Below are 20,524 nucleotides of genomic sequence, written 5' to 3'. Positions count from 1 at the left end.
ATTAAAGTGCTAGCCCTTAAAAGGGTTATTCGGATGCTGTGTCCAATTCATATAAGACTTACCCGTCTCTCGTTTTTCCATAGTGATACAGTTGGGCACAGGGCAGGTGATTTGGCACAAATTACAACCGACGCATTCAGATTCAATCACTTCCAGTGTCCGTTTACCTTTGTCACCCATTTTCATTGCAATGGCCTGATGGGCGGTATCTTCACACGCTGAATAACAGCGACCACATTCGATACAGGTATTCTGATCTATACTGGCTACGATTTTGTAGTTTAAGTCGAGGTACTGCCAATCCGTTAGGTTCGGAACTGCCAAGCCACGAAATGCCTCGGTATTTCGGTAACCTTTGCTGTCCATCCAATTTGATAAACCATCACACAACTCATTAATGATTTTAAAGCCGTACAACATGGCCGCTGTACACACCTGTACATTGCCAGCACCTAGTGCAATGAATTCAGCTGCATCTTTCCAAGTGGTCACTCCACCAATACCAGACATAGGTAAGCTTGACGTTTCTGAGTTACGAGCAATTTGGCCCACCATATTTAAAGCGATGGGCTTAACGGCACTGCCACAATAACCACCACTGGTGTACTTACCACCTACACTGGGAGCGCCCGCCATAGTATCCAAATCAATTTGAGTGATGGAGTTGATGGTATTAATCAGTGACACAGCATCCGCCCCACCTTTTAGCGCTGCCGTTGCCGACAACAAAATATTGGTGATGTTGGGGGTGAGCTTAACAATCACAGGTAACCGCGTGTGCTTTTTACACCATGCGGTGACCATCTCCACATATTCAGGTACTTGACCTACAGCCGCACCCATACCACGCTCAGGCATGCCGTGTGGACAGCCAAAATTTAACTCAATTCCATCACAATTCGTTTCCGCCACACGTTGTAGCATCTGTTGCCAATTTTGTTCTTCACAGGGCACCATCAACGACACAATCACCGCTCTATCTGGCCAATCTTTCTTAGTTTGTTTGATTTCATCAAGATTGATTTGCAGTGGTCTATCACTCACGAGTTCAATATTATTAATCCCCAAAATAGAACCCGATTGCAGCTTGTGAGCCGAATAACGAGAACTGACATTCACCACATGCGGATCTTCTCCAAGCGTTTTCCAAACCACACCGCCCCAGCCAGCATCAAATGCTCGATAAACGTTATAGGCTTTATCGGTTGGCGGTGCTGAGGCTAGCCAAAACGGATTAGGAGATTTAATACCAATAAAGTTGTTCGTAAGATCAGCCATGGGATTGTTGCTCTAAATATTGATGAATTGAATAGGCCGCTTGTTTTCCATGCTCCACTGATTGCACAGTGAGATCTTCACCATCGTGATAAATGCAATCGCCACCAGCCCAAACGTTACTCAATGAGGTTTTATAATCTGAATCAACCTTAATTCGATGATGGAGCAATTCAGGGGCTTCACTGCCAGAAAAACACTGACCATCAAATTCTTGACCTATGGCTTTAAAGACTGAGTCCGCAGCTAATTCAAAATGTTCTTGTTTCGATTGTAATTTACCAGCATCATCAAGCTGAGTTCGCTCAAACTGAATAGCGATAAGTTGATGCTTATTATTGGTAAAAATCGAAACCGGCCTTGCCCAAGTGATAATGGCAACCCCGTTTTGACGAGCGAACTCCATTTCTTTATGGGTTGCTGACATATTGTCGACACCACGGCGATACACAAGCGTTACCTGCTCAGCCCCTAACCGCTTAGTTTGGCAGGCAATATCAATAGCCGTGTTTCCTGCACCAATCACCACCACTTTATTACCAACGGGTAGATTGGATAAGTCTTCCGCTTGCCGTATATCAGTAATAAAATCTAGGCTGTTTTCCAGTCCCGATAAATTGTCTTGCTCTAACCCAAGGCGTTTACATTTGGTTAAGCCTAAACTGAGAAACACAGCATCAAACTCTTGCCGCAGCGTATCCAAGTGAACAGAATGGCCTAACTCTGCTTGTGTTTTAAGCTCAATACCTCCAATTTCAAGAATGAACTCTAGCTCTTTTTGAGCAAAGTCATCCTGCATTTTGTAATGAGCAATACCATACTCATTTAAGCCACCCGCTTTAGAATTTTTATCGAAAAGCGTCACATGGTGCCCTTGCCGAGCTAAGTGGTGCGCACAGGCCATTCCGGCTGGTCCAGCCCCAACAATCGCTACTTTTTTTCCACTATTGGGTAGTCGCTGAAACGGATGCTCACTAGGATTAAAATTATCTAACGCATAACGCTGTAAACGGCCAATGTTTATTGGGGCATATTCAGGATCTTTATTGCGAACGCATACACCTTCACACAATATTTCAGTAGGACAAACTCTGGCACAACTGCCTCCAAGAATATTGGCATCAAGAATGGTTTTAGCCGCACCAGCAGTATTGTTATTGGCAATTTTTTGAATAAACGAGGGAATATCGATACGGGTCGGACAAGCCGAAATGCAAGGAGCATCTTCACAATAAAGACATCGATTTGATTCAATATGCGCCTGATATGCCGTGAGCGCTGGTTTTACATCTGAGAAGTTCTGTTGATATTGATCATCGCTCAAACGGTGAGTTTGTATATCAACCTTTCTATCACTAGCCATAGTACTTTTAAACAAGGAATTTAGTAGTACAGGCTAGTAATTCATTACTTTTTAAACAACGAAAATAAAGAAGTTAGTCAGCTTGAATTCAGCACAAGAGTGAATAAGTACCTGACCATAAGTTTCTTAAGCCATTATGTGTAGCCGATGCTTGCTCTAAATTTAGGCGAAAACACCTTTAACATCAGTAATGGAAGAACAGCAAACGAATAAACCATCATCTGCTCTACAGCTGAAAGCGATAGCGCTTGTAACGAGGTCACTAACAGAGCTGATACGCTCATTTGGATCACACCTAACAATGCCGTCGCAACGCCTGCATTGGCTTTAAAAGGCGCCAGAGCTTTACCCACACATGTTCCGGTTACAAATGCAAACCCCATTGAGCAGAGTATCACTGTCAACATATAATAAATCACATCATCAAGATGGCTCAGCCCGATAAACAGAAAGCCTGATATCACAACCATAGCCATTCCAAATCGAATAATGCCGTTTATTGAATGTTTTTCTAACAATTTTGGCATTAAAAAGCTAACAGCAATAATCGCAACGGCATTGATGCTAAACCAAAACGTAAAGGTTTCTGCTGGCAGTCGATAATGCTCTGCAAACAGGTTGGGAGCGGTACTCACAAATGCAGTGATGGAAGCCATAGACAGCATGACAATGGTAGAGTAATAGATAAAACTGGGTGTCACTAATACCTGCTTATAACTGGCTATAGCAAAAATAGTTTTATTCTTTTTAAGGGTTAGGTTTGATTCTTCAAATCCTTTATAAGCCACTAAGCCGAATACTAAAGCAAATAGACCTAGGAAAATAAAGTTACTTTGCCAGCCAAAAGTAGACGTCAAATGATAGCCGAGTATTGGTGCTAAGGCAGGGACACAAAAAAGCACTCCATTTAAGTAACTGTATACCTTGCTACTTTCAACCGCATTAAATCTATCTGTCACACTAGCAAAAACGCCAACCACAATGGCACAAGTGGCTAGTCCCTGAAAAAATCGAACCACCAAATGCAGCGGCAGTGTATTCACTTGACTGATCACAAAAGCAGTTAGCAGATACAAAATAATACCAAATAGCACCACTGGACGACGTCCAATACGATCGGAGATCGGCCCCAAGATCAATTGACCTAACCCTAAACTGAAAATGAACACCGTAATCGACCATTGAGCATGAACAGCATTGGCATTAAAAACATTTGCCATCGTCGGTAATGCAGGTAAAAAAATATCAATGGCCAGAGGGCTAAACATCACTAAGGGGAATAAGATTGCTATCGAACGGAACTGCTTCACTTGTTGTCACCTCATTAAAAATATGACTAATACCAATTACAGTATAATTTCCTCTATTAATGAGTAAAAATGATTTATATTTATTTCAAACATTCCAAATAGGAATAGTATGAACCAAACCTTTGACCTAAACCTATTGAAAGTATTGGATGTTTTGCTTGAGGAAAAAAGTGTAACCCAAACAGCCAAGCGTCTACATGTCACTCAATCTGCTGTCAGTAAACACTTAGCTCGCCTTCGGGAAATGTTCTCCGATCCTCTGCTAATTCGTAGTGGAAAGTCGCTAAAAGCCACTCCAAAAGCATTGAGCTTAGCGGTACAAATAAAGAGCATTTTGCATGACATTAACCAGCTAACTGAAATTGAGCACTTTGAACCTAGCACCTGCTCACGGCGATTTCGATTCGATATGATAGAAGTATCTTATGCGGCCATTTTGCCAGAATTCATGCCTCCGCTTTTATCTTCAGCACCAGAGATCAAACTTGATATTCAAACGTGGAATGCACAAACCATGAAGCGGCTACTCAATTGTGAAACCGACTTTGCAGTACGTTGCTTAGAGTGCGACCCTCGATCTCGCAATCACATCAGTAGTCTGCCAGACGAACTTGAATACGCTGAGTTATGTCGTGATCATGCGATTTGTATCGTGCGAAATCATCACCCAATTTTGCAGTCCAAGCGATCGATGGAGGACTTTTTTTCACTCAAACATATTCAAGTGACCGGGGGTGGCAATCGACACTGGTTGTATGATGAAGTGCTAACTCAAAAAGGGATCAACCGAGAAACCGTAATTGAAATGCCGGATTTTCACGGAGCACTTCGCTTATGCGAGCGCTCTGATTTGTTACTTTACGCCCCATATCATCAAGTTAAGGACATGATAAAAGGCTATGACGTGACTGTCATTGATATCCCTATTGAAATGGAGCCGGGCATATTTGTATTGATTTGGAATCGCTACTTTAACAATGACCCTGCTCATCAATGGGTAAGAAAGCATATAGTGGAGACGGTGTCACTATGAACCGTCTTTATTTTTTGATTGTTTCAACTGCTCCAGAGATAACTCAGCGCCATCAATAAGTCTGAAATATCCATCTTGCGATGAAAGCTGTAAGTCTACCCACATTTTTATGTAACTTGCGTCATTTGGGTAAGATTGAAGCTTGGGCACGACTCGAATATTGATATCAACATTTTGATGCTTTGCTAAAAATTGTTGTAATTCCTTAAAGCTATTCTGGGCTGTTGAATTCAATTCGAGTGTATAAACATTTCGCTGCTCAGATGTTTGAAATATACCACCAGCAACCGTCACGTTTTGATGCCTCACTTCTGTCAGGTAAAATTGACCTTTGTGATTGGCTGATGGCGACTTAATATCAATGCCTAACTAACTTTTATCTGAGTTGAGCAAAACTCCTTCTGGTAATGCTAATTTAACTCGCAATTCTTGAGGATTAAGTTGATAAAAATCATCCCATCCAAAGCTGCTCATTTTTAGCATGGTGGAGAGTGGTATTGAGGAGCACGCACAAAGCAGCATAAACATGCTGCATAATACTATTTTTCTTATCATGTTTAGAGGGAATTCCATACTCTATCAACGCCTAGCGTCAGTCATTACAAGCTGTATTCAAACTCGTAATAATGCTGACCATTATCAACACGAATGTTCATTTGGCCTGAAAGCCCAACTAATTCACCCGTACCAGAATTAGGCACTACCTCTAAAATCAAACGATCTTCACCGTCATTCATGGTACCAAAATGCTGTAGCACAAACGTACCTTGTTTACCTTGCAGTGAACCTGAAACTTGTTCAATCGCTACATAGCCTGCAGAGCCTTTAACAGAGGTCATCGCACTGAGCATTTCACCTTTACTTTCTGCTGCAAGTTCACCATGGAAGATTTTATCTATCGTCATACGACCAAGATTATTACCATTGACGCCTGTAGCGTGTGTGTTCACTGTGCTGAGAGTGACTTCAAATTTACCTGATGCGTTCATTTTCGCTCCTTGATGATTGTTAAACACCATACCGTAAATTGAAACTCTCATAAACTCAATATCTTGTCTCAGGTTGTAAGTAAATCTGTATCTGGACATACGTGACTGAATTCTTAATGTTCAAACCTTGCCAACAAGAACAGAAATTGGACTTACATATTAAGTTAACCTCAGCTCTGCATAAGCAAACCTCTACAGCACAGCTACTTACCCGTATTTCTGTGTTAGAACAGCCCGAAATAGACCAGCTATTACGGACTGTTCTGCCTTGAACTACGTGCAACTAGCAGCACTGTAGATTCAATATTACTTTTTCTTTTTGAAACAAAACCGTTGTTGATTTCTTTATACAGAGCTCAGGTTAAGTTAGTAACGGCCTTTGTCATCAATTTCGAAGGGGTAGTCAACGTCAAGTTAAGATGGCTATAACCTATGGGTTAACTTTATTTCACTGTGAAATAGAGTCTAATTTGTTAGCCTGCCAGCATGACCTCTTTCGCTTCAAAGGTCGGCAAATGGCTACAGCCGCTTCTGGGACTTATTCTCCTTCATCGCTGGATCACACTGGTACTCATGGTGTTTCAGGAAATCAGCAAGAACTCAATCAACGAGAACTATCTAAACGAACGCTGAGAGTCGATACCAGCGATCAAATGATGCGTTTTTTACATCTAAAAGGTCACCTAGGTAACTTTGTTGTGCAATTGGCGGACGGTTGGAGAACCACGCCAAGCTATGGCAAAAGTGGTCTACTCATCAACAGTACCCGCGCCCATTATCGAATGACGAATATTGCCGTATATCGAGGAAAAGCCAGCGATCTTAAACTAAGCCAAGTCATGGTGGGGCCGAATCATTATTTTGGAAGTTTGATAGACATTCATCGTAAAGCCTACAGCATAGAAATTGATAACGGTTTTCCTATCTTTTCTGAAAGCAGATACGAATCTCAAGATGACCTCAAAAACCTTTCAGGCTTACGTGAGCTCAGAACTTACGACATGCTGGAGTTCGATCAAGCACAATGGTCATGGAACAGTGGAAAATGCACCGCTCCAGCTATTGTCCAATTCCTCAGTGATAAAATATTAGACCGACAATCCGCCGCATCCTTAACCGCCGATTTAGGCGTATTAACCTTGCCTAATAGTGTAATTGAAATTCCGCATGTGGATGCCACTCAAGTAGATATATCGGCCTTTGGTGCAACACTTGTCATCAATAACAAACTCTTTACCTTAGCCAGAGAGCGTGAAGATACCATGGATGCCGTGAGCTATTGTTTTGGAGAGGATTATGCGGATTACCAAATCAAACATGGTAACGGTTTGTTTTTAGAAACCCATGACTTTACCCAAATCATGACCCCGCTTACCCCAAACAGTAGTGGGTTTATCACTTTAGGCCGACGAGTGGACACAGCGCCTAACCAAACCCTACAACTCATTGGCGTAAGCGTACCTTTTGGCTATTCGATCATTGTAAAAAGAGGCGCGATGCATGGTGATGCCACTTTTAAAGGGCATTATGCGATGGCGATGACGGTTCAACACACAACAATGGGAACCGCCGATGTTGTATTTCTAAGAACGCCCGATGATCAAAGAGTAAAGTTAACCTGTGATTTTCCGAACAAAGATCGAATCCCCTCTTATGGTGCTGACGATGAGCGTTTAATGCCACTCACTATGCCCCAAGGAAGAGGAGTTGAACGAGAAATTCGTGACAACTCCCTTGCAAAAATGAAACAAACACCGAAGCCTAGGGGAGTACTCACCAAATCGGTATTTAATCCTTCGATGTGGAGCTATTGGCAACAGATTCGTAGTTAATCAACCAATTGATAATCTCGTTTTAGCACCTCAATGATTTCCGCTTTCGGATGAGTCGACACTTGAAGTGGCTGGCCTATGATTTTTTCGGCCAGTTCGGTATAAGTTTTCGATACTTTCATCATGGCATCTAATGGCAGAGCATTATCACGCGCTAACGCTTCACGCTCACCCATGCGATCTTTATTAAGTAGAATATCGGGATCGGGGAAGTGATTTAGTAGCATCTGGCGGAAGCTTTCTTTTGAGTTTTCAACAACACGACCTTGCTGGTACTCTTTGGTATCCCAAATACGAGATGAGTCTGGTGTACCCACTTCATCCATGTAAATCAGTTTCGATTGACCTTTATCATCGGTCACATAGCCAAACTCAAACTTAGTATCGACAAAGGTTTGATCGATCGTTTCAAGCTGCTTACTGATCACAGCAAAGCCTTCTTTGAGCAGCTTCTCATACAAATCAATATCAGCAGCCGATTCAAAACCAAACGCTTCAACGTTCTCTTCGATATTCTTGCGAGAAACATTCACATCGTCTTGCTCAGGCACACCGGAAATATTCTTCAAAATGCCTTTGGTGGATGGGGTGATCAAAATTTCTGGCAGTTTTTGATCTTTTTGCAAACCTTCAGGCAAAGTGATCCCGCAAAACTCTCGCTCACCTTTGGCATACGCGCGCCACATTGAGCCTGTAATGTATTGACGGCAAATAGCTTCTACTTTTACTGGTCGCGCTTTTTGCACTATCCATACTAATGGGTGTGGCACATCTAAAATATGGCTGTCTGCTAATCCTTGCTCGGCAAAGCATTTAAACCAATGGTCCGAAATAGCATTTAGTGCAGCACCTTTACCCGGAATACCTTTCAGCCCCCCTTCACCATGAAAGATGCAATCAAACGCTGAGATACGATCGCTGATCACCATGATCGCTAGTGGCGTATCTTCGGCAACAGGATAATTTTTTTGCTTGATCAAGCGGCGGCTGTCTTCATCAGTCAACCAATACACACTGCGGACTTTACCGCTATGAACAGGTTTATCAGTGCGAATAGGTAAATCATCGTTCACCGCAAGAACAGAATCAGCAAGACTCATTGCAGGGTTTCCTTAACTGTAGGGGCTGGAATTTTTTTGAGCTATTTTACTGATTCAACAAGGTAAGTGCCATCTAAGCTAGGCAAGAATTTATTTTGTCATAAAGAATCACTATTTTTGTGGGACGTATAATCTTTGTGTAATAGATCTCTTTTTAAAATTATTTCCAAAATACCACTTGAATATGCGAAATTTCATATATATTATTTTTCGCATGTAAAGTTTTAGAGGATCAAACATGGATCCATTATTTTTGTTTAAAGCGCTGGCTGATACAACTCGGCTTAACACAATACTGCTCATCACTCATCAGCAAGAATTATGTGTGTGTGAGTTAATGGAGGCATTAGATGAAAACCAACCTAAGATTTCACGCCACCTCGCGCTACTCAAAAAACAACAAGTATTAATGGACCGCCGTGAAGGACAATGGGTGTTTTATAGACTCAACCCAGAATTGCCACCATGGTTCACCACCATGCTCAATGAGCTTATCGCTCAAGCAACACCAATATTTATTCAAACCTTGGCTAGGCTCGATGAAATGGGCGATCGTCCGTCTCGACAAGGCCAATGTTGTAATTAACACGAGAATTTAACCATGACAATTAAAGTAGGAATTAACGGCTTTGGCCGTATGGGACGCTTAGCACTGCGTGCAGCGTGGGATTGGGATAATGTCGAATTTGTTCACATTAACGACCCTCAAGGTGATGCTGCTACCTTTGCTCATTTATTAGAGTTTGATTCGGTTCATGGCCGCTGGAGCCATCAAGTGAGTGAAGAACAAGGAAAAATCTTAATTAACGATCACAGTATCAACTTCAGTCAAAATAGCACCATTGGCGAAACCGATTGGTCAGAGTGTGATGTTGTAATCGAAGCTTCAGGCGTCATGCGTGATAAAGCCAAACTGCAAACTTATTTAGATCAAGGTGTAAAACGCGTGGTAGTGACAGCGCCAGTGAAACAAGATGGCGTATTAAACATCGTTATGGGTGTGAATCAGCATCTTTATAATGCTGACGAACATCGTATCGTTACCGCCGCATCTTGTACAACTAACTGCTTAGCACCAGTCGTAAAAGTGTTGCATGAAAAGATTGGTATCGCTCATGGTTCAATGACCACCATCCATGACATTACCAACACTCAAACCATTTTAGATGCTCCGCATAAAGACTTACGTCGTGCCCGTGCATGTGGCATGAGTTTGATCCCAACCACTACAGGCAGTGCCACCGCTATTACTCATATTATCCCTGAGCTCAAAGGCAAGTTAAACGGCCATGCGGTTCGTGTTCCTCTAGCTAATGCGTCAATTACCGACTGTGTATTTGAAATGAAGCGTGAAGTGACGGCTGAAGAAGTCAATCAATTACTTACCGATGCGACTGAGAATGAACTTGCTGGCGTACTTGGTGTTGAAACCAAACCATTAGTGTCTATTGATTATAAAACCGATCCTCGTTCTGCGATCGTGGACGCGTTATCAACCATGGTGATCAACGGCACTCAGCTTAAGTTATATGTCTGGTATGACAATGAGTGGGGCTACGCAAATCGCACCGCAGAGTTAATGCGCCTTGTGGGTGAGATGGATAAATAAGCGTTAGGTAATTCTCTGTAGATGAAACGTAATAGTGCGCACGCCAACTGAAGCGTACGTCCATGTACTGACGACCGTTACATCCTGTAACGGACGGTTGTATTAGCGCACTATTACTCTTCTGGTTCATGAATAGTAATGTTCAATTGTTTAAGTTAATTTGGTATTTCAGATGTTCAAAACACTTCGCTCTCTCCCCGATGCCATCAAACAATACTTGATCATCACTGGCAACTATTGGGCATTTACCTTAACCGATGGCGCATTGCGAATGTTGGTGGTTTTACACTTCCACCAGCTTGGGTATTCTCCATTAGAAATCGCCATGCTGTTTTTGTTCTACGAATTTTTTGGTGTAGTGACCAATTTAGTGGGTGGATATTTAGGCGCTCGCATTGGGCTGAATAAGACCATGAACATCGGCTTGGGACTGCAAATCGCTGCATTGCTGATGTTGTTAGTACCGAGCGATGTTCTTCCAGCAATTGTCGCAGGTGTGCCTTGGGTGATGGCGGCACAAGCGCTGTCTGGGATAGCCAAAGATCTCAATAAAATGAGTGCTAAAAGTGCCATTAAAACTTTGATCCCCAAAGACGCCGAAGGCCAGCTTTATCATTGGGTGGCAATATTAACTGGCTCTAAAAATGCCCTTAAAGGCGTGGGCTTCTTTTTAGGTGGTTTGCTGCTGAGCATTATGGGATATCAAGGTTCATTGGCTTTTATGGCAATAGCCTTAGCCATAGTTTGGCTTCTCAGCTTGTATTTGCTGAAAGCCGACCTCGGTAAGGCAAAAGCTAAACCTAAGTTCACCCAAATGTTCTCGAAAAGCCAAGAAATCAATGTCCTATCGGCTGCTCGTCTGTGCTTGTTCGCTGCTCGTGATGTATGGTTTGTGGTGGCGCTACCTGTTTACTTTTCAACTCAGCTGAATTGGAGTAGCTGGGAGGTTGGAAGCTTTATGGCTTCATGGGTGATTGGCTACGGCTTTGTTCAAGCCTATGCGCCTAACTTCACAGGAAAGAAATCGGGCAAAGTGCCTTCGGGACAGCAAGCCATTATATGGCTACTTCCTCTGATTTTACTCCCTGTATTAATCGCTTTTTCGTTAATTTATGACTTCGACCCTACTTTGGTTTTAGTGTCAGGGTTACTGATTTTTGGCGGTATCTTTGCTATCAACTCATCTCTGCACAGTTATCTTATCGTGAGTTATGCCTCTAATGACGGTGTGTCAATGGATGTCGGTTTCTACTACATGGCCAATGCCGCTGGTCGATTATTAGGTACGGTTTTTTCAGGTTTGGTTTATCAAGTATACGGATTAGCGGCTTGTTTAATCGCTTCATCAATCTTATTGATGTTTGCGATGCTTTTTTCTTTGGGGCTACCCAAGCACAGCTCTAAATAACCTTCAATAATAGCTTTATTAACCCGATTAAACCGAAAAGGTTTTCGGGCTAGAGCTTATAGCTAACTCATTGGCTTTATTGTAAAAAAATATTTATAAACCTTATGAGATAGGCATATCCTCAAATAAATTCATAAACAGCATGATCTCATTGCTTCGCTTGAACTTAGAGGTATTCCTAATGAAATTAACGGTTTTATTTCTCATCGTAGCTTCACCATTTATCACCTTACCGGCACAAGCCAATGTCACTAGAAATCATGGCAAAACCTCAACCAATTTCGCCGTTTTACCCGTTAAATCATCCAATAATTTTTCAACCATCTATACAGCCCAAACTGGAAAACAATATTGCGAACAAGTGATTGGCAGCGATAAAAACTGCTTTCCTTTTCAAAACACTTCTACAACGTCACAAATGAACGTTCAATTTGATAATGCAGGTATTTTGAATATTGACAGAAATTTTTCCGATGTCATCCAACTAAAAGATTACTCCCAATCAACCCATGTCGTCGTTTCTAACCCCGACACCTATTCAAAAATTTACGATGGATTGGTGAGTGACATGGTGGGATTAACTTGTGATGGTGAGCATTGTAGACCCTGGAATTAACCTACTACAACAGGATACAAATACGACATAAATCTGACATTACTTTAAGAGGTGTAATTATGATTGAACAAAAGTTGCTCAATCAACTTCCTTTAATTATCGGATTGGCCACTTGTTCGATGTTCGCATTTGCAGCACCGTTAAATCAGATGAATGGAACTAAGCATCTACACAAATTCCCGATTGTTTCGTACTCTAAACCATTAGTAACTTTTCGACCACCGATACTCTGAGAACAGGCAGGGACTACTGCTTGAATATTGCTAGGGTCAAAAAAATTGCTTTCCTTTGCTGAATTACTCCTCCCAACCCTACATGAAGGTTACATTTGATGATGGAATAGTAATGCCTTTTGATATGATGCAAGCTAGGTGGTACTGGTTGGATGATTATGAATACAAAACTCAGATTCATGTAATCGTCAATAACACTCATGCTAACAAACAGATTTATGATGGTGAAATTAAAGATATGGTCGGCATAAAGTGTGATTTAACTCATTGTGAACCTTGGGAATGAATTAAGACTTAACACCTTCACGAATACAATCTAACAAGGCAACTATCCAGCAAGCAATTAGCAATATGAGCCCTAGGTTGGCCGTGACTAAAATCTCGCTATAAACCGATTGATGTATCGTCTTCATAATTGCAGCAGGATCTAACGGTAACTCACCACTGACAATTTGATCAGCAATACGTTGGGAAACGTCTAATATTGGTTTGATCAACGTAACAAGACTTATCAAAGTAAGCGCAATAAAACCATATCCTCTGTATTTATACCCTTGCAGCAAATGCCCTGCACCAGGGCACACAAAAGCTGAATACAAAGCGGCTTTAACTGAAAGCTTCATAACTACTTAATAATTTAGATAAAAGTGATAATTAAGAATGTAACACCTCGCCGTTGATCTTGCCAACCCAGTGCTAAGCACGCACAAATTGGCTACCGTCCATCCTCTGCACGGCGCTTTTTAAAGGCGGAATTCTTTGTCCATTTCGGCCAATCATTGTTATTGGCAAGTTTGGCAATAATACTGCTCATTAACGCTAAATCTTGTTGAGCAGCGCCTAAATCCCACGATACCTCATACTGGTCAGCTTCTTTATGATATCGATATTTCACGTAATCAGGATCACCAAGACCCATAAATAATAAACTCGGCACGCCCACTTGTGCTAAGGCAAAGTGATCAGAGCGAAAATATAACCCAGTTTGTGGATTAGGGTCAGGTTTTACTGTTCTACCTTGCGCCTGTGCAGCATCAGCTAAATAATTATCGAGTGTGGATAGGCCTTTTCCATAATCCAATACATAATCCTGTGCTTTATTGGTATTCATGCCATCAATATTCACCATAGCAACCAGATCTTTCGTGGATACTGATGGATTTTGAGCAAACTGTTTAGCGCCAATTAATCCTGCTTCCTCTCCTGTAAAATCAGCAAAAATAATATTGCGTTTAAAAGGCGCTTTATCCGCTTGCGCTTTAAGATTTCTTGCAAGATCCATCACGCCCGCATCACCTGATGCATTATCCACTGCACCATGAAACGTATGTACAGTGCCATTGCTATCAACCTTTTGCCCTAGGTGATCCCAATGGGCATGCACAAGAATAGATTCATTGGTTTGAGTGCTGGCAGGCAACTTGGCGATAACATTGTAAGACGTAGATTGCTCTACGTGATTGTTTAGGGTGAGATTGGCTTGGAGTTTCAAATCTATGGGTTTGAACTGTCGAGATATGGCCGTTTGCTTTAATTTATCAAAATCATACCCCGCCTCTGTAAAAATCTTCTGAGCGGTATCGTGCTGCAACCAACCCATTACGGCAACAGTATCATTGTTATTATCTGCATCGACTAGCGACAACTGAGTGCCACCCACTGAATTTTGCACAACATCCCAACCATAACCCGCTGGGGCGGTTTCATGAACGACAAATACTGCTTTTGCGCCCTGTCTTGCCGCTTCTTCGAATTTATACGTCCAGCGACCATAGTAAGTCATGGCATTGCCGGTAAATAAATTCGGATCTTGAGTAGCAAAGCCGGGATCATTAACCAATACAATGACCGTTTTACCTTTAACATCCACACCTTGATAATCATTCCAATGATATTCAGGGGCATTAATGCCATAGCCGCAAAACACTACATCACTATTGCTTAAATCGATCTGATCACTCAGACGCTCGGTTCTAGCGGTAAATTGGGTCATATTAGTGAACGATTGATCTCCAATATTTAAGCTCATATTCTGATCTGTGGTGATTTTTGCCATTGGTACGGGTTGTAAATATTTACCTTTATAGCCCGGCAATAAACCAATATTTTTATAAGCGTTAACGAGATAATCCGTGGTCAGTTTTTCTTGTGGGCTTAACGGCGCTCGTCCAGCAAACTTTGTGGATGATAAGGTTTGCACATCCTGTCGATATTGCTTTTCGTGAAATTGATACGTTTCAGCTGAAACATTAAAAGCAATGCAACTTATCGCTGCAGCAGAGAGGTATAAAGATGCCTTATTCATAGTAAATAAGCCCTAAAATTTAACCGATTTGAAGCGTCATAATGCTCCTTGCAAGCTGAGTGCTAGCTTAATGTAATGCTATAAAAAAAGGAGCAGCAGCTCCTTTATTTAGAGGGCGTTCCCAATTAGATTTTTGATTGACCGACATACAAAGCTGTCGTTATTACATTGGCTGCTGTTAATTTTTTAGGTTAAACAAGTCGGAAAATGTGAAGTGTAGTAATCTACACGAACATTTGACAACGCAGTTTAAACAAAAAAGAAACGCAGCCCTTCGGGTTACATCTAAAATTCGCAAACTCTTCGTTACTCATCTTTCGTTGACCGACATACACTGCTGTCGTTACTGCGTTTAGTCCACTAAACTTCATTCTTCGTGCCTTGATTTTGCAAATTTTAGGTTGTAACAAATCAAAAAGTCTTTAATTAGGTACGCCCTCTGACCGTGTTAATTACTGGCAGTTCATCAAACGGGTTAAGCCGCCTGTTCTTGCTTCAACCGAGTTTTCTACGTTCGAAGCCAAAGTTGGGAAGAAGTTTAAACCAGAGCGGTATTCAATTTCATCAATCGTCACTTCTGTGCGGCAGTAATCATCACGGCGTCCAGCCGTTTGTTCCATGATAAAACCTGATGCATTAATCCACCCTGTATTTGAAATGGTTGCAACCACTTTAAAGTAGCCTGATGGCACAAAGTGTTCTTCATCTGCTTCAGGCAAAGTAGCAAAATCATATTCGTATAATGGACCGGTAATAACGTATACAGAGTTGCCATTTCTAACTGCACCACGCACGGCATTTTCCAGCTTCACCCAAGGGCCTTGGTTAAGATCGCTGGACTGTGGAGTGATATTACTTAGGTAATTCGTCGTGCTCCAATAATGTGTGTTACTAAACGAAGCCAAAGGCACTTGATGCCCTCTGTCCGTACCAATAGTGGCATGAGCACCTTTGTAATCACTTGGTTCTAGAGTTGCATTCTCAGGCAACTGTGGATCAGCTCGCCATGTGCGAGTGCGAGAGCCACCATCAATCGTTTGTGGTGTGACTTGATAAGCCACCCAGTCCGCAAACTTAGTTTGAGCATTGTTAGAAAGTGTATAGATAGGTCTTTCAATCACTTGGTTAGTGGCAACGCCACCTGTTGGACAACCATATTGACCACAATTATCTGCAGACGCAGAAAAAGAGGCCACAGCCGAAACGGCAACAGCTACCATCATTACGTTTTTCATTTTTACCCCTTGTTACTCCCAGATATCACTCTCATGGTGTTTTCTAGGTTTATTGGTTTCGCCAGAATTGGCGACAACGTATTTTAAGGAGTTAGATTACAGTTTTGTTACAGGAATGATTTGAAGTAGGTTTAGTTTCTTATGATTGGTTGTAAATTTGTATAAAGTTATTGACGGAGATTAAGGTTTTGAGGCTTGTGGTAGTGACATGTGATTGAAAGGCGAAGCATGCCAGCTTCGCCGTAAAACTCAATTAAAAGCGATAGCTTGCTTTAAATTTCATCAATGAATTACCAGATTTCGTTTCTAAATCAAAACCTAAGCCAAAACCATTAGTAAACATATAATCTGTACCAGCCACTAAAAGAGTATCACCATCAGTATGTTTGCCTCCGATCTTGAGCATCCAACCATCAACGACTTCAACTTTATATTTAGCTGTAATAACAAATGCAGAATCATCAACTTTTACTGAACCAACTTTTGCTTCAGCTTTTTGCCAGCCTGCATCAAGGTCGATAACAGAGCTTTCATTAATCTCAAACTGCTTACCCACAACTGCATTTAAGAATGTTGTGTCAACATCGCGCCTAAATGCAGTTACTTTTAAATCCAAATAGTCAGCAGAAACATAGTATCCGTTATCCCACTGGTAACCACCACCAATAGTCATCCCTTTAGGATCTAGTCCAGAAGTATCAATCATGGCATAGCCAGCGTAAACATTGCTATTAGACAAAATAGATTTTTTCTCATCAGCAATAGCATTGAATGATAAACCAAGTGCAAGAGGAAGTAGCGCGAGTTTAAAAAGTTTCATAATAATCCCTTATAAAAAAATCAGGGCTATCGTATTCGATAGTTCAATAATGAGCAATCTAGTTTTTGTAACTTTTATGATTAATTTTCAATAAGTAATATAAATTACCTAAGTTGCGCTTTTCGCCTTCTTCAACCATGGTTTAAACAGATTGAAATACAAATTAAGGAAATAAGTTGTGTCTTTGGTTATACGAAGTGGTATAAATTTGACAAAAAATTTAACCATTGATCAAAAACAGCTGGATACCATCAAAAATGCTCAATCTCTTGAAGAGGCAACCAAACTCGGTTTTATTGATCGTATCATGGATAAACTTTTTTCAAGGAATAAAGCGGAAGTCCATAAGCAGCTATATTTTTTATTCCAAGAACATTCTTCAAGCAGTGCTGAAGGGATCATTCAGAAAGCACAAGCCTTTGATCGCCTCACTCAACTCGTCGATCGCAAATATCGTTCAAGCCTTACTATGTCTGTAACGCAAGCCCCATTAGGCGAACAATCACATAAAGTCTCGTTTAAGTTTAAATTACAAGAACTCCCATTTTCCCTTGAATTTTCATGCAGCAATCTACCTGAAGAACTCAGCCCTAAATCCGTTGCTCAACAATGGTTAAAGGCTGAGCAAGGAAAACACTTAATGCTTCACTGCCCTTGTGACGGTTGGCAACAATTGATGGAGCAGTTTCAGCAGGATTCAGAAGAAGTTATCATTCAGATGTACCAGACTAATCTAGATGATGCTGCAACATTAGAAAGTGACACTGTCTATCCTGATTCAATATCTGAAGAAGATAAATCGGTATTTCAAGAAATGTTACGTGCAAATAAAACTGAACTCACAACTAGCAAGTTGGATCAAATCGATCTAGCGGAAGACACACAGGAATCACCTAGCTCGAAAAAGAGTCAAGCACATGGTTTAACTCCACTCGAAGCCGCAGGAAAAATAAAAAAAGCGTATCGAAACTTCAGAGAAAATAAAGAAGCAGCAATAGAAGATGCAAGAGTTAAAGGCGCAAAGCATGCTGTAATGACCAATAAAGATGGTACGCGATATTTTGTCGATCCCAATGGCTTATTTCCTATGATGAGAAGACCTATATATCGGCCATCACAAGAAGTCACTGGTGCGCATAGTAAGCTTGATAGAGCCGATGAGCAGTATGTAAGATTTACCCATGTATTTGAGAGTAACTTAGATCAAACTCTAACTGATCCCATTGGGGATATTGACTTGCATGAAATTGGCAGACTCGAGGAGCATTTAGAGCAACAAGATTATTTTGCTGATGCGCTTAATGAACTTAAGCATGCCTTGCCTAATTCTTCTTTTCAAGGACGTTCGATACAAGCTGGAATGCAAGGTTTTTTAGATGACCAAGGACGAAGAATTGCGGTAAATGGTGGAGAAAATACCAAACAATTTGTAGATAGAACCAATACTTCCATTCCATTGCAAGCTTTTCATATTGCATGTGAAGATCTCGCGTCTGCTCATAAGCATGGCATCTATTTTCGGGATATAAAGAACGAAAACCTTTTGTACAGAGATCATCAAGTTGGTTCAAATGGGAGAAAAATTCCAATAGAGAACCCTAAAGTGAATTTTATAGATTTAGATGAGATGTATACACCCAATTATGGAAGTGCATATAGAAGATGTGGGGCTGAGCCCTATATGACAACTGAATTACTGGCTGGCAAGGAGGATGGTGACAAAAGTATCATCGAGTCTGCTGATAACTATGCAATGTTAATCTCCTTATTACAAAGTGTATCCGTTACGATAATGAAAAACATACCAACATACTCGCATTCAAGAGCAGATATGTTTGAACATGGAATACTTCATGAGGAAAGTAATTCAGCAGAGCATCGAGCAATGCTGAATCAAGTACTTACACAAGTTATTAAGCCTGAGCACCTCGAACAAGTGCAAAATTTTCTGCGAGAACCAACAGAATACCCATTAGAAAACCCACTTGATAAAGTAATCAATTGGCAAGCCTCTTTATAAAAAAAGTCGTGAATAACACACTCACGACTTCTTAAATAACCTCAGTGCTGTAGAGGTTGGCTTATGCAAAGCTGAGGTTAAATAGCTTCCCTTTAGTTGTAGTTATTCAGCGTTATTTTCTGACAGCTCAGAGACTTTACTATCTTGCGGCAAAATCAAATTCATCAAAATACCCACAACACCGCATAAACTGATCCCAGTAAGTGAAAACGTAGCAGAGCCCACCGACATCCCGCCAATACCTAACACCAGAATCGTCGCCACAATGCATAGATTACGCTGTTTGCTTAAATCCACTTGATCTTTTACTAAGCTGTGCATACCTACCGCAGCAATAGACCCAAACAACAAGATCAAAATACCACCCATCACAGGTGTTGGGATCGATTGCAGTAACGCTCCTAACTTGCCACAAAACGCTAATAGAATGGCGATACAAGCCGCCCAAGTCATGGTAGCAGGATTAAAGTTTTTAGTCAGCATTACCGCGCCAGTCACTTCAGAATAGGTAGTATTAGGCGGCGCACCAAAACAAGCCGCGACACTGGTAGCAACACCGTCACCTGATAATGTGCGATGTAATCCCGGCTTTTTCACATAGTCTTTACCGGTAACATTACCAATAGCGAGCACATCGCCAATGTGTTCTATCGCAGGGGCAATGGCGACAGGCAGCATAAATAAAATCACTTGCCAATTAAACTCTGGAGCGACAAAGTTCGGCATTGCAATCCAAGCGGCATCGGCAACTTTACTGCCATCAAGCATACCTAGGAAACCTGCCGCAATTGAACCAACCACTACACCACATAAAATCGGCACTAAACGGAATAACCCCTTAGCTAAGGTTGCTACAGATAAGGTTGTGATCAATGCCGCCATTGAGACAATTAACGCATCTTGATAGGCAAACAACTCTATCGCACCATCGCCTGTTTTCCCCATCGCCATTTGTACAGCAACAGGTGCTAGGCTTAAACCGATCACCATGATCACAGGACCAACAACAACGGCAGGCAACACCTTCTTTAGCAAATCCGTACCACGCCAACGCACGAATTGCCCGAGCAGTAAATAGACGATACCAACGGCAATTAAGCCGCCCATGGTCGCAGAAATTCCCCAGTTTTGAATACTGAGTGAAATTGGGGCGATAAAGGCAAAAGAAGACGCCAGAAATACAGGTACTTTGCGTTTAGTAACCAATTGGAATAGCAGTGTCCCCAAACCCGCACCAAACATAGCAACACTTGGATCAAGCCCTGTCAAAATAGGCATTAACACCATTGCCCCAAAGGCAACGAAGAGCATTTGTGAGCCAGCAAGGGCATTGTGTAAATTCGAAGGGGGAGAGGTTTGTTCCATAATTCCAACTG

At 41.5% G+C, this 20,524-nt stretch carries 20 protein-coding genes; 9 read left to right on the top strand and 11 right to left on the bottom strand.

Translation table 11 applies throughout. The annotated features are described in order from the left end of the window. Positions 1–9: 9 nt before the first annotated feature. From preA to D5018_RS11705, 3 genes are all read right to left on the bottom strand, one after another. Entirely contained in the window at positions 10–1,278 is a 1,269-nt protein-coding gene (preA, locus tag D5018_RS11715; protein ID WP_121839194.1) for an NAD-dependent dihydropyrimidine dehydrogenase subunit PreA, read from the bottom strand. Then, the gene (locus D5018_RS11710; protein ID WP_121839193.1) at positions 1,271–2,638 is read right to left on the bottom strand and encodes an NAD(P)-dependent oxidoreductase; all 1,368 of its coding nucleotides are present in this window, start codon (positions 2,636–2,638) and stop codon (positions 1,271–1,273) included. Before D5018_RS11710 ends, preA begins: the two co-directional genes overlap by 8 nt. 134 nt (positions 2,639–2,772) lie before the next feature. Further along, complete coding sequence (locus D5018_RS11705) at positions 2,773–3,948, bottom strand: multidrug effflux MFS transporter (RefSeq protein WP_121839192.1); 1,176 nt, start codon at positions 3,946–3,948, stop codon at positions 2,773–2,775. A 109-nt stretch (positions 3,949–4,057) separates the two neighbouring features. Between D5018_RS11705 and D5018_RS11700 the strand changes: the two genes are divergently transcribed. Beyond that, on the top strand, positions 4,058–4,981 hold the full coding sequence (locus D5018_RS11700; RefSeq protein ID WP_121839191.1) for a LysR family transcriptional regulator: 924 nt from the start codon (positions 4,058–4,060) through the stop codon (positions 4,979–4,981). Here the strand turns inward: D5018_RS11700 and D5018_RS11695 are convergent. Next, the gene (locus D5018_RS11695) at positions 4,976–5,275 is read right to left on the bottom strand and encodes a hypothetical protein (RefSeq protein ID WP_121839190.1); all 300 of its coding nucleotides are present in this window, start codon (positions 5,273–5,275) and stop codon (positions 4,976–4,978) included. The genes D5018_RS11700 and D5018_RS11695 overlap by 6 nt on opposite strands. A 305-nt stretch (positions 5,276–5,580) precedes the next feature. Further along, positions 5,581–5,970: a DUF3224 domain-containing protein gene (locus tag D5018_RS11685; RefSeq protein ID WP_121839188.1), complete on the bottom strand. Its 390-nt coding sequence runs from the start codon at positions 5,968–5,970 to the stop codon at positions 5,581–5,583. A gap of 515 nt (positions 5,971–6,485) precedes the next feature. Here D5018_RS11685 and D5018_RS11680 point away from each other — a divergent pair. Next, positions 6,486–7,802, top strand: a complete 1,317-nt coding sequence (locus tag D5018_RS11680; protein ID WP_133309283.1) for a hypothetical protein — start codon at positions 6,486–6,488, stop codon at positions 7,800–7,802. On the opposite strand, the gene D5018_RS11675 is transcribed toward D5018_RS11680, so the two are convergent. Beyond that, on the bottom strand, positions 7,799–8,902 hold the full coding sequence (locus D5018_RS11675) for a phosphoribosylaminoimidazolesuccinocarboxamide synthase (RefSeq protein ID WP_121839186.1): 1,104 nt from the start codon (positions 8,900–8,902) through the stop codon (positions 7,799–7,801). The genes D5018_RS11680 and D5018_RS11675 overlap by 4 nt on opposite strands. Before the next feature lie 238 nt (positions 8,903–9,140). Between D5018_RS11675 and D5018_RS11670 the strand changes: the two genes are divergently transcribed. From D5018_RS11670 to D5018_RS21685, 6 genes are all read left to right on the top strand, one after another. Then, a complete protein-coding gene (locus D5018_RS11670) occupies positions 9,141–9,488 on the top strand; it encodes a metalloregulator ArsR/SmtB family transcription factor (protein WP_121839185.1) in 348 nt (115 codons plus the stop codon). A 15-nt stretch (positions 9,489–9,503) separates the two neighbouring features. After that, positions 9,504–10,511 carry an ArsJ-associated glyceraldehyde-3-phosphate dehydrogenase gene (locus D5018_RS11665; RefSeq protein ID WP_121839184.1) on the top strand — a complete coding sequence of 336 codons (1,008 nt, stop codon included), beginning with the start codon at positions 9,504–9,506 and terminating at the stop codon, positions 10,509–10,511. Positions 10,512–10,683: 172 nt separating this feature from the next. Then, complete coding sequence (arsJ, locus tag D5018_RS11660; protein WP_121839183.1) at positions 10,684–11,919, top strand: organoarsenical effux MFS transporter ArsJ; 1,236 nt, start codon at positions 10,684–10,686, stop codon at positions 11,917–11,919. Between the two features lie 181 nt (positions 11,920–12,100). After that, the gene (locus D5018_RS11655) at positions 12,101–12,535 is read left to right on the top strand and encodes a hypothetical protein (RefSeq protein ID WP_121839182.1); all 435 of its coding nucleotides are present in this window, start codon (positions 12,101–12,103) and stop codon (positions 12,533–12,535) included. A 59-nt stretch (positions 12,536–12,594) separates the two neighbouring features. Further along, positions 12,595–12,768 carry a hypothetical protein gene (locus D5018_RS21690; RefSeq protein ID WP_165905049.1) on the top strand — a complete coding sequence of 58 codons (174 nt, stop codon included), beginning with the start codon at positions 12,595–12,597 and terminating at the stop codon, positions 12,766–12,768. 112 nt (positions 12,769–12,880) lie between these two features. Then, on the top strand, positions 12,881–13,054 hold the full coding sequence (locus D5018_RS21685; protein ID WP_165905048.1) for a hypothetical protein: 174 nt from the start codon (positions 12,881–12,883) through the stop codon (positions 13,052–13,054). Between the two features lies 1 nt (position 13,055). On the opposite strand, the gene D5018_RS11650 is transcribed toward D5018_RS21685, so the two are convergent. The 4 genes from D5018_RS11650 to D5018_RS11635 form a co-directional block, all read right to left on the bottom strand. Beyond that, positions 13,056–13,391 (bottom strand): hypothetical protein, encoded by a 336-nt coding sequence (locus tag D5018_RS11650; protein WP_121839181.1) that lies wholly within the window; start codon positions 13,389–13,391, stop codon positions 13,056–13,058. A 92-nt stretch (positions 13,392–13,483) separates the two neighbouring features. Next, complete coding sequence (locus tag D5018_RS11645; protein ID WP_121839180.1) at positions 13,484–15,073, bottom strand: M28 family metallopeptidase; 1,590 nt, start codon at positions 15,071–15,073, stop codon at positions 13,484–13,486. Between the two features lie 452 nt (positions 15,074–15,525). Continuing rightward, positions 15,526–16,308, bottom strand: coding sequence for a DNA/RNA non-specific endonuclease (locus tag D5018_RS11640; RefSeq protein ID WP_121839179.1), 783 nt, complete (start codon positions 16,306–16,308; stop codon positions 15,526–15,528). Between the two features lie 253 nt (positions 16,309–16,561). Beyond that, a complete protein-coding gene (locus tag D5018_RS11635; RefSeq protein WP_121839178.1) occupies positions 16,562–17,128 on the bottom strand; it encodes a hypothetical protein in 567 nt (188 codons plus the stop codon). A gap of 208 nt (positions 17,129–17,336) precedes the next feature. Between D5018_RS11635 and D5018_RS11630 the strand changes: the two genes are divergently transcribed. Next, on the top strand, positions 17,337–19,148 hold the full coding sequence (locus D5018_RS11630) for a protein kinase family protein (RefSeq protein ID WP_133309282.1): 1,812 nt from the start codon (positions 17,337–17,339) through the stop codon (positions 19,146–19,148). Positions 19,149–19,250: 102 nt separating this feature from the next. On the opposite strand, the gene D5018_RS11625 is transcribed toward D5018_RS11630, so the two are convergent. Further along, complete coding sequence (locus tag D5018_RS11625) at positions 19,251–20,513, bottom strand: uracil-xanthine permease family protein (protein ID WP_121839176.1); 1,263 nt, start codon at positions 20,511–20,513, stop codon at positions 19,251–19,253. Positions 20,514–20,524: the final 11 nt, after the last annotated feature.

The sequence above is a fragment of the Parashewanella curva genome, from assembly GCF_003675895.1.
Lineage (GTDB): Bacteria > Pseudomonadota > Gammaproteobacteria > Enterobacterales > Shewanellaceae > Parashewanella > Parashewanella curva.
Note: the sequence above shows the minus strand (reverse complement) of the source record. Positions and strands in the feature narration are given on the sequence as shown.

Coding starts and splice junctions, on each gene's coding strand:
- D5018_RS11640 (WP_121839179.1), bottom strand. CDS start 16,308: ATGAAAAACGTAATGATGGTAGCTGTTGCCGTTTCGGCTGTGGCCTCT.
- D5018_RS11635 (WP_121839178.1), bottom strand. CDS start 17,128: ATGAAACTTTTTAAACTCGCGCTACTTCCTCTTGCACTTGGTTTATCA.
- D5018_RS21690 (WP_165905049.1), top strand. CDS start 12,595: ATGATTGAACAAAAGTTGCTCAATCAACTTCCTTTAATTATCGGATTG.
- arsJ (WP_121839183.1), top strand. CDS start 10,684: ATGTTCAAAACACTTCGCTCTCTCCCCGATGCCATCAAACAATACTTG.
- D5018_RS11675 (WP_121839186.1), bottom strand. CDS start 8,902: ATGAGTCTTGCTGATTCTGTTCTTGCGGTGAACGATGATTTACCTATT.
- D5018_RS11650 (WP_121839181.1), bottom strand. CDS start 13,391: ATGAAGCTTTCAGTTAAAGCCGCTTTGTATTCAGCTTTTGTGTGCCCT.
- D5018_RS11700 (WP_121839191.1), top strand. CDS start 4,058: ATGAACCAAACCTTTGACCTAAACCTATTGAAAGTATTGGATGTTTTG.
- D5018_RS11670 (WP_121839185.1), top strand. CDS start 9,141: ATGGATCCATTATTTTTGTTTAAAGCGCTGGCTGATACAACTCGGCTT.
- D5018_RS11665 (WP_121839184.1), top strand. CDS start 9,504: ATGACAATTAAAGTAGGAATTAACGGCTTTGGCCGTATGGGACGCTTA.
- D5018_RS11645 (WP_121839180.1), bottom strand. CDS start 15,073: ATGAATAAGGCATCTTTATACCTCTCTGCTGCAGCGATAAGTTGCATT.
- D5018_RS21685 (WP_165905048.1), top strand. CDS start 12,881: ATGCCTTTTGATATGATGCAAGCTAGGTGGTACTGGTTGGATGATTAT.
- preA (WP_121839194.1), bottom strand. CDS start 1,278: ATGGCTGATCTTACGAACAACTTTATTGGTATTAAATCTCCTAATCCG.
- D5018_RS11625 (WP_121839176.1), bottom strand. CDS start 20,513: ATGGAACAAACCTCTCCCCCTTCGAATTTACACAATGCCCTTGCTGGC.
- D5018_RS11680 (WP_133309283.1), top strand. CDS start 6,486: ATGGCTACAGCCGCTTCTGGGACTTATTCTCCTTCATCGCTGGATCAC.
- D5018_RS11685 (WP_121839188.1), bottom strand. CDS start 5,970: ATGAACGCATCAGGTAAATTTGAAGTCACTCTCAGCACAGTGAACACA.
- D5018_RS11710 (WP_121839193.1), bottom strand. CDS start 2,638: ATGGCTAGTGATAGAAAGGTTGATATACAAACTCACCGTTTGAGCGAT.
- D5018_RS11655 (WP_121839182.1), top strand. CDS start 12,101: ATGAAATTAACGGTTTTATTTCTCATCGTAGCTTCACCATTTATCACC.